General features: G+C 68.0%; 11 protein-coding genes and 1 riboswitch. Of the genes, 5 read left to right on the top strand and 6 right to left on the bottom strand.

The features are described 5' to 3' along the window. Positions 1-132: 132 nt before the first annotated feature. Both BSE24067_RS32810 and BSE24067_RS32590 read right to left on the bottom strand, forming a co-directional pair. The gene (locus BSE24067_RS32810; RefSeq protein ID WP_279612131.1) at positions 133-255 is read right to left on the bottom strand and encodes a hypothetical protein; all 123 of its coding nucleotides are present in this window, start codon (positions 253-255) and stop codon (positions 133-135) included. Between the two features lie 196 nt (positions 256-451). Then, a complete protein-coding gene (locus BSE24067_RS32590) occupies positions 452-886 on the bottom strand; it encodes a helix-turn-helix domain-containing protein (RefSeq protein WP_244130471.1) in 435 nt (144 codons plus the stop codon). Between the two features lie 120 nt (positions 887-1,006). On the opposite strand from BSE24067_RS32590, the gene BSE24067_RS32585 reads away from it, so the two are divergent. The 3 genes from BSE24067_RS32585 (at position 1,007) to BSE24067_RS19425 (ending at position 3,534) form a co-directional block, all read left to right on the top strand. After that, positions 1,007-1,615 carry a hypothetical protein gene (locus tag BSE24067_RS32585; protein ID WP_244130461.1) on the top strand — a complete coding sequence of 203 codons (609 nt, stop codon included), beginning with the start codon at positions 1,007-1,009 and terminating at the stop codon, positions 1,613-1,615. 476 nt (positions 1,616-2,091) lie between these two features. After that, on the top strand, positions 2,092-3,015 hold the full coding sequence (locus BSE24067_RS19430; RefSeq protein WP_151065489.1) for a LysR family transcriptional regulator: 924 nt from the start codon (positions 2,092-2,094) through the stop codon (positions 3,013-3,015). A 117-nt stretch (positions 3,016-3,132) separates the two neighbouring features. Further along, complete coding sequence (locus BSE24067_RS19425; protein WP_151065490.1) at positions 3,133-3,534, top strand: OsmC family protein; 402 nt, start codon at positions 3,133-3,135, stop codon at positions 3,532-3,534. A 108-nt stretch (positions 3,535-3,642) separates the two neighbouring features. Here the strand turns inward: BSE24067_RS19425 and BSE24067_RS19420 are convergent, their stop codons facing one another. Further along, positions 3,643-4,524, bottom strand: coding sequence for a Dyp-type peroxidase (locus tag BSE24067_RS19420; protein WP_151065491.1), 882 nt, complete (start codon positions 4,522-4,524; stop codon positions 3,643-3,645). A gap of 477 nt (positions 4,525-5,001) precedes the next feature. On the opposite strand from BSE24067_RS19420, the gene BSE24067_RS19415 reads away from it, so the two are divergent. Further along, entirely contained in the window at positions 5,002-6,864 is a 1,863-nt protein-coding gene (locus BSE24067_RS19415; protein ID WP_151065492.1) for an ABC transporter ATP-binding protein, read from the top strand. A gap of 202 nt (positions 6,865-7,066) precedes the next feature. Beyond that, positions 7,067-7,780, top strand: coding sequence for a riboflavin synthase subunit alpha (locus BSE24067_RS19410; protein ID WP_151065493.1), 714 nt, complete (start codon positions 7,067-7,069; stop codon positions 7,778-7,780). Between the two features lie 86 nt (positions 7,781-7,866). On the opposite strand, the gene BSE24067_RS19405 is transcribed toward BSE24067_RS19410, so the two are convergent. The 3 genes from BSE24067_RS19405 to BSE24067_RS19395 form a co-directional block, all read right to left on the bottom strand. Then, the gene (locus BSE24067_RS19405; RefSeq protein WP_151065494.1) at positions 7,867-9,108 is read right to left on the bottom strand and encodes a voltage-gated chloride channel family protein; all 1,242 of its coding nucleotides are present in this window, start codon (positions 9,106-9,108) and stop codon (positions 7,867-7,869) included. Between the two features lie 79 nt (positions 9,109-9,187). Continuing rightward, a riboswitch (Fluoride riboswitch) is annotated at positions 9,188-9,293 on the bottom strand. A gap of 40 nt (positions 9,294-9,333) precedes the next feature. Then, positions 9,334-10,353, bottom strand: coding sequence for a chemotaxis response regulator protein-glutamate methylesterase (gene cheB / locus BSE24067_RS19400; protein ID WP_151065495.1), 1,020 nt, complete (start codon positions 10,351-10,353; stop codon positions 9,334-9,336). Beyond that, on the bottom strand, positions 10,350-12,166 hold a 1,817-nt coding region (locus tag BSE24067_RS19395; protein WP_420883520.1), incomplete at its 5' end, for a hybrid sensor histidine kinase/response regulator. The genes cheB and BSE24067_RS19395, both read right to left, overlap by 4 nt.

Genomic DNA, 12,166 nt, shown 5'->3' with positions numbered 1-12,166 from the left:
ATGAAGAACGATATTTCACGTTATTGATTCAGACCGGCGCTCACGGCATGACGCACGCATTGGCGACGAGCGAATACGCCGTCGCGCATGCCCCAAAAAGCAATGTACGCAGTGATGCGGTCGAGGATTAACTCAGCGACGAGCGTCGCGGCGCTGTCGAATACGCAGGATGACCCGCCAGATGGCGGCGGCACGAATGAATGGCATCGACGGCATTTCCCCGGCGCCGATACCGAAAGTCGGAATCGAATTCATGATTGGTCTGATGTTATTGATGTTGATTTACTGCGGCACGCAGTCGAATAAGCAGAAAGCGTGCCATCAGCGCAAACCAGGTCGGCGCCCGTTCCTTGTCGGATGGAAACCCTTGTGGAATCCGTGGATTACGCGAAGTTGTTCAGGAATTGAATGCCGGCTTGACGGGTGCGCGCGATACGTCGCGGCGGCGTTGTTACGTTACACGTCGCGTAACACGCGGCGTAACGGACGCGCTTTCGGGCACCGCTGCGTCATCACGTATCGATCGAGTCGTCGCGCCCCTGGAATACCGGACGTTGCCGCTCGATCGTCGGTTCGTCGGTTCGCACGCTCGTGCGTCACGCGCGCGATCGGGCGTCGGCGGGGACGAGAGGTCGATGCCGGCCTTCGCGATTCGCTCGCGCTCGATCACGCGAAATTCGGTCGGCGACAGCGCAACGTGTTGCCGGAACAGCTTTGCCAGGCGCTCGCCGTTGCCGAGACCGGTGCGCCGTGCAACCTTGTCGGCAGGCAGCGTCGTGTGGACGAGCATGTGGCGTGCGCGTTCGAGACGAACGCTCAATACGAATTCCGTCGGCGTGACGCCGACTTCCTTTTTGAAGCGCCGCAGAAAGTTGCGCTCGCTCATCGCGACGGCCTGTGCGACCTGGACGATCGAGATCCGCCCGGCACTGCGTGCGCGCAGTAGCTGCATGGCCGCGCGAATCGGCTGGCTCGCGGCGAGTTCGCGCATCGACCAATCGGGCGAATGCGCGAAAAGGCCGCCGGAATCGCGGCAAACGTGCCGCTCGATCTCGTCGGCCGCGCCGGCGCCGAGTTCATGTCTGAACAATTGCAGCAGAACCGCAGGCACCTCTGCGTCTTCGGCCGGCTCGTCGGCACGGTCCGCCGCCGACACCAAGCTCACGATCGATGCCGCGGGCTGCCGTACGCCGGCCCGCTTCGACACGATGGTCGCGGGCATTTTCACGTCGTCGGCGATCCACCGGGCGCGCGCGTGCACGGCGCGAAACCGGAGCAGCAGCGCTTCGGTCCATGCGAACAGCAGATGGTCGCCGTGGAGATGCAAGAACGCATGCGCGCGCTGCGCGTGGGTATCGTCGAACATGTCGGTCGTCACCTGCACACCGGACGACGACGGCAACAATCCTCCGCCGGCCGACACGAACGTCAGTTGATAGCGGGGGCCCACGGGCAACAGACGATTGGCGAGGTTGAACGCCTCGATCACGTACGCGGCCTGGGCCAGCGAGAAACCCGCACTCAAAAAGACGACAACCGCCCGTTGTTCACCAGCATCCACTTGCCCAGCCCCCGTATTTCGCTGCCCACTTCTCTCAAATGCGCTTTTATTTGATCGATGCGCTTCTCTGTGCTTGAAAAAGCGTCCGCATCATATCTTTAAACCGAAACCCGCTTCGGAACTGGCCGATGCCGACAGGGTTGTGGCGGATTGATACAAGTCCCGCCGTGAAGCGCGCCCGAATTATTGGATAAAGCTCGCATTCCCGTCACGACAATAATTCGCCCCATCGAACACGAAAAAATCGCACTGTCCGTTGTAAGATTAAAAACAAACAGCAGCTGCGAATCTCGAATTTTTAAAGTTTATTAAACAGCTTTCACCAAGACAGCGGGTTTGCGCGAAATAGACGCAAATGGTTCATAAAGGAATGAATTGATTCGGGGCAAACGTTGTCGCAATCCGCAATCTGAAAAACCGGCACGAATCGACGGCACGGCGCGCGTTCGATCGCACGCGCACCGGCGCGCCCGGCCAACACGGTCCGATCGCTCTAGAATCGGCGACGTTCCCACTTCCGCTCACACCCCGTGCCCGCCGATCATCGTCTCGACCTGAACCTGTTCCGCGTGTTCGACGCCGTCTATGTGCACGGCGGCATCGGTGCGGCCGCCCGCGCGCTGCATCTGACACAGCCGGCCGTCACGCATGCGCTCAACCGGTTGCGCGCGCACTTCGACGATCCGCTGTTCGTGCGCCAGGGCAACCGCATCGTGCCGACCGAACGCACGCGCGCGATCATCGCCGACGTGCAGCTTCACCTCGCCGGCCTGCAGCGCGCCGCGCGCGAACCCGCGGCATTCGACCCGGCGACGCTCGACCTGAGCATCGCGGTGGGGATGCGCGACGTGCTGGAATCGCTCGCGCTGCCGCAGATCGTCGCCGCGTTCGCGGACGAAGCGCCGGGCCTGCGCGTCGTGAGCCGCCGTGTCGCGGTGCACGACATCGAGCGCGAACTTGCATCGGGCAATCTCGACCTCGTCGTCGATCGCCGCGTGCGCACCGGCCCGCGGATCGCGACCGAGCACCTGCTCGACGATTCGCTCGTCGTCGCAATGCGGCGCGATCATCCGCTGACGAGCGGCCAACTGCGGCGCGGCGACTATTTCGCTGCCCGGCACATCGCGGTGTCGTCGCTCGGCGAACCGCAATCGCTCGATGTGCTGCTCGGCAACGACGGACGCTTCCGTCATATCCAGCTCGTCTGCCAGCACTATTTCGCCGCGTGCCAGATCGCCGCGGCGGGCGATCTGCTGCTGACGCTGCCGCGCACGTATGCGCTGCGCATGGCCGCGCTGCTGCCGATCGCCGTGCAGCCGCTGCCGCTGCGGCTCAAGCCGTTTCCGCTGCTCGCGTACTGGCACGAATCGCGCGCAACCGACCGCGCGCACCAGTGGGTGCGCGAACGCGTCGCGGCACTCGTGCGCCGGAGCGCCGGGGTCGGCGCGGACTGATCGCGTCGAGCGCCGGCGAGACACGCGGCGTCCGCGATTTCGGCCAAGGCGGTATGCTGACGGTCGACGTGCCGCGCGACGACGCGGCCTCTCGTTCACGCTTACCGGAGACTCGCCATGCCGCTCATCCACGCTGCCGCCACCCTCGGCGCCGATGCACCGAACTATGTCGTCCAGCTACAGGCCGGCACGCACGCGCTGACCGGTGACGAAGCGCCGCGCGAAGGCGGACAGGGCGTCGGCCCGGCGCCGTTCGAGCTCGTGCTCGCGGGCCTCGCGCAATGCACGGCCGCGACGCTGCGCATGTACATGCAGCGCAAGACGTGGCCGGCCGTGCGCATCGACGTGCGCACCGAACTGCATGCCGATCGCGAAGGCCAGCAATACGTGCGCCGCGTGGTGACGCTCGACGGCCCGCTCGACGACGCGCAGCGCGAACGTCTCGCGGAGATCTGCGAGAAGACGCCGGTGACGCTGTTCGTCAAGCGCGGCACGCGCATCGAAACGACGCTGACCTGACACGCCGCGTGCCGATCTTGCCGAGCCGCACGCGCCGACACGCAACAAGCAAAACGGGCGAACCGCGCACGATGCGCGGCCCGCCCGTTTGCGGATGGCGTTCGGCGTTTACAGCCCGAGCGCGGACAGGTCCAGCTTGCCGCCCTTCACCGGCGGACACCAGAAATACGCGCCGGTCAGCGGCCGCGTGAAGCGGAACAGGCCGTCCACGATGCCGTCGTCCGCGCCGCTCATCCGGCGCATCTGCACGTCGAACGCGCGGAACGACGCGCCGAACGCGACGAAGTAGAGCCCGGCGCGGCGCGCATCGGCCCACGGCGACGAACGGCGCAGCATGAACGCTTCGGGCTCGAAGCTCTCCTGCGCGGTGCGCTTCACGTGCGCGAACTCGGGCGCATCGTCGAGTTCCTCGTTGTCCGAGCGGCGGCGGCCGATGATGTGGTCCATGTCGCCGGCGGCGATACGCTCCATCTGGTCGAAGTCGTGCAGCCACTGCTGGACCGCGACGAAGCTCGAACCGTCGAGCCCCGCGCCTTGCCCGGTGACGATCGCCGCGGCCAGCGCGTCGTCGCCGGTCGGGTTCTCGGTGCCGTCCTCGTAACCCGACAGGTCGCGATCGTTCGAATAGCGGAATCCGTCGACCACGTCCTGCAGCGCGAACGCCGGCGCGAGCGCACGCTCGATCGCCCGCGAACGCAGCACGAGATCGCCGCGATCGTCGCCGCGCAGCCAGACCCAGACGTCGGCCGGCGTGATCGGCAGCGTGCGGTCGTTCACCGCGAACGCCGGGTATTCGGCAAGGCCCGGCACCGGACGCCCAAGGTGCGCGGCCAGCGCGTGTCCGAAACCCGCGACCGCGCCGCGCCCGTCGACGAGCTCGCGCAACGCCTTCAGTGCCGCGGCGACATTGCCGTTGTTCGAAATCGTGAAAGTCAGGTATCGGGCCGCCGTGTCGATCGGAGTCAGGATGCCTTGCTGAACGTCGCTCATCGTTTCCTCGGGAAGATATCGTGGTGAATCTGCGGGGCCGCATCGGCCCGCGCGCAACCGCGAAGTGTAATCGATGCCGCACGCCGCCCCGTGCGGCACCGCACCGCGGGACGCGCGCGAAAAAGGGCGGGATGGCATCCGTATCGACGCTGCTACGGCGCATTCGTCAGACATTGCGGCACATCGCGCACTGCTGATAAGATGGCGACACGCCTTTTCGGCGTCTTTTCAACCGTTCACTTCAGGGAGGTGCAGATGTTCCGAATGCCAGCAGCCTTCCCGAACGTGGTCTCGCGACGCGGCTGATCCCGCCCGTCGTCCGCGCCGGCTCCCGAGTGCTCCGCTAACCCGCCAGCCCGCGCATTTTCCCGACAGCCCGTTTCATTTCGTCCGCGTGGTCCGTGCGGGCCGGCTGTTGCGTTTTCGACGTTCTCCGAACCGGAAAGTCCCGCCGCGCGATGCGCCGGGCAACGAGACATGACCAGAAAAACCACCCATCCGGGCGGCCCGGCATTCCAGGCCGTCTTCGGCTTCACCATCCGTTACTGGCGCAAGCAGCCGGCGCGCATTGCCGCGGTCGCGAGCCTCGCGCTGCTCGCCGCGCTCGCCGACGTCCTCACGCCGCTGTTCGCCGGCCGCCTCGTCGACGCGCTGTCGGCCGGCCTGACCGATCGCGCCGCCGCGTGGCACGCGGCCCTCGTCGCGTTCGGCGCGCTGGCCGCGCTCGGCATCGGCGCGACGCTGCTGCGCCAAGGCGTCTACCTGAACATCATCACGCTCACGCTGAAGATGATGAGCGAGATCGCCGCCGCGTCGTTCCATCGCGTGCAGCGCTTCTCGACCGACTGGCACGCGAACAGCTTCGCGGGCTCGACCGTGCGCAAGATCACGCGCGGCATCTGGGCGCTCGACCTGCTGAACGACACCGTGCTGATCGCGCTGCTGCCGTCGGTCACGATGCTCGTCGGCGCGACCGTGCTGCTCGGCACGCACTGGCCGGTGATGGGGCTCGTCGTCGGCGCGGGCTCGCTGCTGTACATCTCGGTGACGGTCGCCGTGTCGCTCGGCATCGTCGCGCCGGCCGCGCGGCTCGGCAACATGTGGGACACGCGCATGGGCGGCGCGCTCGCCGATGCGGTCAGCTGCAACGCGGTCGTCAAGGCGTTCGGCGCGGAAACGCGCGAGGAAGCGCGGCTCGCGCGCGTGATCGGCAAGTGGCGTCAGCGCACGCGCCGCACGTGGGTGCGCGGCACGTTCAACGGCGGCCTGCAGGGCGCGATGCTCGTCGCGATGCAGGCGGCAATGATCGGCGTCGCGCTGCGGCTGTGGGCGAACGACCAAGCGAGCGTCGGCGACATCGCGTTCTCGCTGACGATGTTCTTCGTGCTGCAGGGCTACCTGCGCGATGTCGGCATGCACATCCGCAACCTGCAGCGTTCGGTCAACGACATGGAAGAACTCGTCGCGCTCGAGCGCCAGCCGCTCGGCATCGACGATCGCCCCGGCGCGCCGGCGATCCGGATCGACCATGGCGAGATCCGCTTCGAGCACGTGACGTTCCGTTACGGCAACCATCCGGTGCCGCTGTACGACGACTTCTCGATGCGCATCGCGCCAGGCGAACGCGTCGGCCTCGTCGGTCATTCGGGGTCGGGCAAGACGACGTTCATCAAGCTGATCCAGCGTCTGTACGACGTATCGGGCGGGCGCATCACGATCGACGGCCAGGACATCGCGCAGGTACGGCAGGATTCGCTGCGCAGCCAGATCGCGATCGTCCAGCAGGAGCCCGTGCTGTTCCACCGCACGCTCGCGGAGAACATCGCGTATGCACGTCCCGGCGCAAGCCGTGCGGAAATCGAGCGCGCCGCGCGGCTGGCGAGCGCGCACGACTTCATCGCGGCGCTGCCGGATGGTTACGACACGCTCGTCGGCGAGCGCGGGATCAAGCTGTCGGGCGGCGAACGCCAGCGCGTCGCAATCGCGCGCGCGTTCCTCGCGGATGCGCCGATCCTGATCCTCGACGAAGCGACGTCGAGCCTCGACAGCGAAAGCGAGGTGCTGATCCAGCAGGCGATGGAGCGGCTGATGGTCGGCCGCACGACGCTCGTGGTCGCGCACCGGCTGTCGACGGTGCGCTCGCTCGACCGGTTGCTGGTGCTCGATCGCGGCAAGGTGATCGAGGAGGGCAACCACGACGCGCTGATCCGGATCGACGGCGGGGTCTATCGCCGGCTGTTCGAGCGGCAGGCGCTGGAGCTGGCGAAGGGCCTGATCGATTCGCCGCCGCGCCTGACGGGCGACGATGCCGGGCGGCGCGGGGAGCCGGCGGAGGCGTGATGCGAACGGCTGCGATGCAGGCCGGCGGCGCGGTCGCGGTGGCCGCCGCCGCGCCGCGTTCGCGATTGCGCCGCATCGGGGCCGTGCCACCGCACGGCCCTTCTCGCTGGGCGTCGGCGCCGCGCGCCCGACCCTGTTCGTCATGGGGGTTCCCCGGATCACTTATCATACCGGCCACGCAATTCGCGACGAAAGGCAGATCATGTTTACAGGCATTGTTCAGGGTGTTGGCGTCATCAAGGCCGTCAAGGATCACGGCGAACTGAGGACGTTCAGCATCGAATTCCCCGAGCGGTTCACCACCGGCATCGAGATCGGCGCGAGCGTGTCGGTCGACGGCGTCTGCCTGACGGTGACGACGATCCATTCGCCGGTGCTGATCGACTTCGACGTGATGCTGCCGAGCCTGCGCATTACCACGCTGGCCAACCTGACGACCGGCGCCCGCGTCAACGTCGAACGGGCCGCGAAGGACGGCGCGGAAATCGGCGGGCATCCGCTGTCCGGCCACGTCGACTTCATGGGGACCATCCTGCACATCGCATCGTCCGAACACAACCGGATGATCCGCATCGGCGTGCCGGCCGAATTCAAGCGCTACGTGTTCGCGAAGGGCTATATCGCGATCAACGGCTGCAGCCTCACGGTGTCGGACGTCAATCGCGACGAAGGCTGGTTCGACGTCTGGCTGATTCCCGAAACGCGCCGCGCGACCACGTTCGATGCGAAGGGCGTCGATGACAACGTCAACATCGAGATCGAACGCAGCACCCAGGTCGTCGTGGACACGATCCGCGACGCGGTCAACGAAACGCTCGGCGAGTTGAGCGGAATCGTCACGACACTGCTGGCCGACAAGGGCATCGATATCGAAGAACTGCTCGCGCGGAACGTCGCGAAGCTGCCGAAGGAATGATGCACGCCGGTTGACCCGGTGGTCCCGCGATCACCGGATACCGGCTTTCATCCGCGCGCCGGCGCCGGCTTTGCGCAAGCCGCCGTTCACTCCACCTCCGCCCGCGCCCCCTTCCCGACCGCCACGCGCTGCGACCGGTAAATCCCCGCGTGTCCGGAAAACAGATACGCGACCACGCACACGACGACCGCATACACGCCCACATCCGCGCCGAACAGCTCGATCGCCATGATCGTCGACGCGATCGGCGTGTTCGCCGCACCCGCGAACACCGCGACGAAGCCGAGCCCTGCGAGTACCGGCACCGGCAGCGCGAGCACCTGGCCGAGCGCGTTGCCGAGCGTCGCGCCGATGTAGAACAGCGGCGTCACTTCACCGCCCTTGAATCCCGACGCGAGCGTGACGACGGTCAATGCGAACTTGCCGGCGAACTCGTAGACGGGCAGCGGCCCGTGGAAAGCGGCTTCGATCGTCGGAATCCCGAGCCCGAGATACTGCGGCACGTTCAGCATGGTCGCCGCCGCGGCGACCATCGCGCCGCCGAGCACCGGCTGCAGCGGCGCGTAGCGGACGACGCGCCGGAACCATGCGGTCAACGCGTGCGTCGCGAACGCGAACATCCGCCCGACGACACCGAACGCGACGCCCGCGACGACCGTCGCGGCCAGCCCCGTCGCCGACACGGCCGGCACGAACGGAATCGCATACACGGTGTGATGCACACCCCACGCACGGCACACGACATCGGCGACGATCGCCGACGCGACGCACGCCAACAGCGCGTCGTACCGCACGCGGCCGATCGCGAGCACCTCGAGCCCGAACACGGCGCCCGCGAGCGGCGTGCCGAACACCGACGAGAACCCGGCCGCGATGCCGCCCATCAGCAGCACGCGCCGGTGCTCGCGATCGAGCCGCAGCACGTGCGTGATGCGATCGGCGAGCGCGCCGCCCATCTGCACGGCCGTGCCTTCGCGGCCGGCCGACCCGCCGAACAGGTGCGTGACGACGGTCGCGACGAGCACGAGCGGCGCCATCCGCTTCGGCACGAGCGCCTTCGGATCGTGAATCTCGTCGATCAGCAGGTTGTTGCCGCGCGCGACCGACTGGCCGAACCGGTGATAGACCCAGCCGGTCGCGAAGCCGGCGGCCGGCAGCCCCCACAGCAGCCACGGATGCGCGACGCGCGTGCCCGTCGCCCAGTCGAGCGCGATCAGGAACAACGCGGAAGCCGTGCCGGCCAGCGCGCCGAGCAGGGCCGAGAGCGCGAGCCAGCGGCACACGTAGCGCACGGTCGCGAAAATATCGGCAGAAGTCGAGAAAAACATGATTTCCAGATTCGACGGGACATCGAAACCTGGGCGGCAGAACACCGCATGGACGGCCTGCGACCTCCTGACAACCCAGGAACACGCAGGCATCATCAGCCGGGCGAACCGGCGGTTGAGGGCCGAACCGCACGCACAACGCGCCGGACTCGACCGCAGGGAGGCATGCCATCTCCGCAGGCGGCAATTGTACGCGACGCCGCGCACCGCGCGCAACGCGGGCCGTCAGTCGCGCGGCACGCGCGTCACGCGCGCAATCAGTTGTGGTGCGATCCGGTCGAGCGGCAGGATCGCCGACGCCGCCCCGATCGCCGCGGCCGCCTTCGGCATCCCGTACACGGCGCTGGTCGCCTCGTCCTGCGCGATCGTGTAGCAGCCCTTCGCGCGCATCGCCTTCAGCCCGAGCGCCCCGTCGCGCCCCATCCCGGTCAACAGCACGCCGAGCGCATTGCCCTGCCAGCCGTCGGCGACGCTGTTGAAGAACACGTCGATCGACGGCCTGTACGGCGTTTCCGCCGGATGCCGCGTATAGCCGAGCACGCCGCGCGGCGACAGCCACAGGTGATCGTTGGTCGCCGCGAGCAGCACCTCGCCCGCCTGCGGCACGCTGCCCTGCCGCGCGACGCGCACGGGCAGCCGCGTATAGCCGTCGAGCCACTCGGCCATCCCGAGCGCGAACGCCTGGTCGACGTGCTGCACGATCACGAGCGCCGCCGGAAAATCGGCCGGCAGCGCACGCAGCAGCGCGGCGAGCGCGGTCGGGCCGCCGGCCGATGCGCCGATCGCGATCAGCGTCGGCTGGCCGCGCGCGGGCGCCGGCCCGGGCGGCACGAGCGCCGCGGTCCGGCTTTCGAGCAGCCGGCCGATCTGGTCGATTTTCGCGAGCAGCGGCTGCGGCGCCGCATCCGACGGCAGGCCGAGCGCGAGCGTCGGCGTGTCGACTGCGTCGAGCGCGCCGGCGCCCATCGCCTCGTACACCGACGACGTGTTCGCACTGACGCTCGCGGTCACGATCAGGATCGCGCACGGCGCACGCGCCATGATCCGCCGCGTCGCGGCCACGCCGTCGAGCTTCGGCATCACGAGATCCATCAGCACGAGATCGGGCGGATGCGCGACGCAGAAGTCCACGGCCTCGTCGCCGTCGGTCGCCACCCACAGCACGCGGTGATCGGTGCGCAGCGCGATCACGCGGCGCAGCGCCTCGACGGCAAGCGGCAGATCGTTGACGATGCCGATGTTCATGCGCGCGCATCCCCGATCAAGTCGTGCACCGCATCGAGCAGCGCCTCGTCGTGGAAGCTGCTCTTCGCGAGGTAATAGTCGGCGCCGGCATCGAGCCCGCGGCGGCGATCCTCATCGCGATCCTTGTACGACACGATCATCACCGGCACGCGCTTGAGCATCGGGTCGTTCTTGATCAGCGTGACCAGCTCGATACCGTCCATTCGCGGCATGTCGACGTCGGTCACGACGAGATCGAACGTGTCGCTGCGCACCGCGTTCCAGCCGTCCATTCCGTCGACGGCGACGGTCACGTCGTAGCCGCGCTTCTCCAGCAGCTTGCGTTCGAGCTCGCGCACCGTCAGCGAATCGTCGACGACGAGCACGCGGCGGCGCCGGTCGGCGAGCGCGAGCTGCGGATCGCGCGTGAGCTTCGCGAGCTGGCCGCCGCGCACGAGCTTGTCGACCGAACGGATCAGGTCCTCGACGTCGACGATCAGCACCGGATCGCCGTTCTCGAGCAACGCGCCGGCCGCGATGTTCTGGATCTTGTGCAACCGGCTGTCGAGCGGCTGCACGACGAGCATCCGCTCGCCGAGGAAGCGGTCGACGGCGACGCCGTACAGCTCCGGCTCGGCACCGACGACCACGACCGCCGTGCTCGCGCGCGCGGCGTCCGGCTCGCCCGCATCGAGCAGCTGATGCGCGGCGACGAGCCCCGCGCGCCGGCCGTCGAACGGAAAATGCGGCTGGCCTTCGAGCACGTCGATGTCGTCGTGCGCGAGCTCCAGCGTGCGGCGCACGTGCGCGAGCGGAAACGCATACGGCTCGCCGCCGACCTCGACGAGCAGGCTGCGGATCACCGACAGCGTCAGCGGCAGCTGCAGCACGAAGCGCATGCCCGCGCCCGGCTCGTTGAAGATGCGCACCGCGCCGCGCACGCCGCGCACCATCTCCTGCACCGCGTCGAGGCCGACGCCGCGGCCCGATACGTCCGTCACCGCGTCGCGCATCGAGAAGCCCGGCAGCAGCAGGAATTCGAGCAGCTCGGGATCGGACAGGCGCGCGGCCGTCTCGTCGTCGGTCAGGCGCTGGCGCACGACGGCCGCGCGCAATGCGTCCATGTCGACACCGGGCCCGTCGTCGATCACGCTGACGAGCAGCGAGCCGGCGCTATGGCGCGCCTCGAGCGTCACGCTCGCCTCGGCCGGCTTGCCGCGTGCGCGGCGCGCCTCGGGCGGCTCGACGCCATGGTCGATCGCGTTGCGCAGCAGATGGCCGAGCGGCGCATCGAGCAGGTCGAGGATGTCGCGATCGACCTGCGTGCCTTCGCCGACGATCGAAAAGCGCACCTGCTTGCCGAGCGAGCGTGCGAGATCGCGGACGATGCGCGGATATGCGCGCGTCGCGTCGCCGAACGGCCGCATCCGGCACTGCAACGCCTCGTCGTACAGTTGCTCGGCGATATGCGTGCTGCGCCGCTCGAAGCGGTCGAACTCGTCCATGCGCTCGGCGAGCGAACGCTGCAGGTCGTTGAGCATGTGCCGCACTTCATTCACCGACGCGAGCACGCCCGCGTCGAGATCGTCGGCGAACTGTTCATACAGCAGATCGAGCGAGCGGGCCGCATCGCGCTGCGCACGCTTCACGCGCAGCATCGACTCGGCGAACGGCTTCAGCCAGCGCGATTCGACGAGCGATTCGCCGGACAGGCTCAGCAGCCGGTTCAGCGTATCGGCGCGCACGCGGCGCATCGCGCCTGCGCCGGCCGCGCGGCCGGCCTGCGCCGGATCGGGCACGGCCGCCGACACCGCGAGCGGCGGCATCGCGGCGC

Origin of the sequence: Burkholderia latens, from assembly GCF_902499045.1 — a bacterium.
Lineage (GTDB): Bacteria > Pseudomonadota > Gammaproteobacteria > Burkholderiales > Burkholderiaceae > Burkholderia > Burkholderia latens.
This window is presented reverse-complemented; position numbering and strand designations above follow the sequence as displayed.

Coding starts and splice junctions, on each gene's coding strand:
- BSE24067_RS19410 (WP_151065493.1), top strand. CDS start 7,067: ATGTTTACAGGCATTGTTCAGGGTGTTGGCGTCATCAAGGCCGTCAAG.
- BSE24067_RS32590 (WP_244130471.1), bottom strand. CDS start 886: ATGAGCGAGCGCAACTTTCTGCGGCGCTTCAAAAAGGAAGTCGGCGTC.
- BSE24067_RS19420 (WP_151065491.1), bottom strand. CDS start 4,524: ATGAGCGACGTTCAGCAAGGCATCCTGACTCCGATCGACACGGCGGCC.
- cheB (WP_151065495.1), bottom strand. CDS start 10,353: ATGAACATCGGCATCGTCAACGATCTGCCGCTTGCCGTCGAGGCGCTG.
- BSE24067_RS32585 (WP_244130461.1), top strand. CDS start 1,007: ATGCGCGAAAAGGCCGCCGGAATCGCGGCAAACGTGCCGCTCGATCTC.
- BSE24067_RS19405 (WP_151065494.1), bottom strand. CDS start 9,108: ATGTTTTTCTCGACTTCTGCCGATATTTTCGCGACCGTGCGCTACGTG.
- BSE24067_RS19415 (WP_151065492.1), top strand. CDS start 5,002: ATGACCAGAAAAACCACCCATCCGGGCGGCCCGGCATTCCAGGCCGTC.
- BSE24067_RS32810 (WP_279612131.1), bottom strand. CDS start 255: ATGAATTCGATTCCGACTTTCGGTATCGGCGCCGGGGAAATGCCGTCG.
- BSE24067_RS19425 (WP_151065490.1), top strand. CDS start 3,133: ATGCCGCTCATCCACGCTGCCGCCACCCTCGGCGCCGATGCACCGAAC.